The organism is Vannielia litorea (assembly GCF_018424695.1).
GTDB classification, from domain to species: Bacteria; Pseudomonadota; Alphaproteobacteria; order Rhodobacterales; family Rhodobacteraceae; genus Vannielia; species Vannielia litorea_A.
Window position 1 is genome coordinate 1 of the sequence record NZ_QTNQ01000197.1, and the last position, 959, is coordinate 959.

General features: G+C 71.4%; 2 protein-coding genes. Both read left to right on the plus strand.

The features are described from left to right. On the plus strand, nt 1-360 hold a 360-nt coding region (locus DYI42_RS23915), incomplete at its 5' end, for an OB-fold nucleic acid binding domain-containing protein (protein ID WP_213549631.1). 59 nt (nt 361-419) lie between these two features. After that, nucleotides 420-959: peptidoglycan-binding domain-containing protein (locus DYI42_RS23920; RefSeq protein ID WP_342344734.1), on the plus strand; the 540-nt coding region annotated here is incomplete at its 3' end.

The following is a 959-nucleotide window of genomic DNA, read 5'->3' on the forward strand; positions in this document are numbered from 1 at the left end:
CCCGCCGCATGGCTCACCCGCCCGCCCACCGGCGCACGGGTGACGGTGGCGGGCCTCGTGCTGGTGCGCCAGAGGCCGGGCACCGCCAAGGGGGTGATCTTCGTCACGCTGGAGGACGAGACAGGCACCTGCAACGTGGTGGTCTGGGCCAAGACCTACGAGCGCTTCCGCCGCGCGGTGATCGCCGGGCGGCTGCTGCGGGTCACGGGGCGGCTCCAGCGCGAGCAGGAGGTGGTCCATATCGTGGCCGAACAGATCGAGGATATCTCAGCCCTGCTCGACACCCTGCTCGAACCCCCTGTTGCAAAAGGGGCGCAAGCACCCGCCGCCGGGGCGCGCGCACCCGATCCCGGGCTATGAGCGCGGGCCGCCTCGCGCTACGCTGAGGCCAAAGCGGCCCGCAAAGAGAGCCCCGAGCAGTGACACGACACATCCCATTCCGCCGCCCCGGCGCGGCCTGTCTCGCCTGTGCGCTGCTGGCGCTCTCCGCCTGCATGGAGCCTCCCGAAGTCCAGCGACGCTCCGCGCCGCCCACCATCGTCACAAGCGCCGAGGCCCCACCCAACGCCGCGCCAGGCTCCTGCTGGGACAAGGAAACAACGCCCCCCGAGACGAAAACCGTGATCGTCCCAACCCTCGTGCAACCGGCCCAGCTCACCGCCTCGGGCGCGGTCATCAGCCCGCCGATCTACCGCCGCGCGCCGCAAGAGCAGATCATCACGCCATCCAAGGCGCTGTGGTTCGAAACGCCCTGCCCTGCCGATCTGACGCCCGATTACGTGTCATCCCTCCAGCGCGCGCTGGCCGTTCGCGGCCACTACAACGGCCCCGTGACCGGCGAGATGGATGCCCGCACCCACCGCGCGATCCGCCGCTTCCAGCAGCCCCAGGGTCTCGACAGCAGCACCCTCTCCCTCGCCGCCGCCCGCACCCTGGGCCTCGCCCCCGCCCTTCTGCCG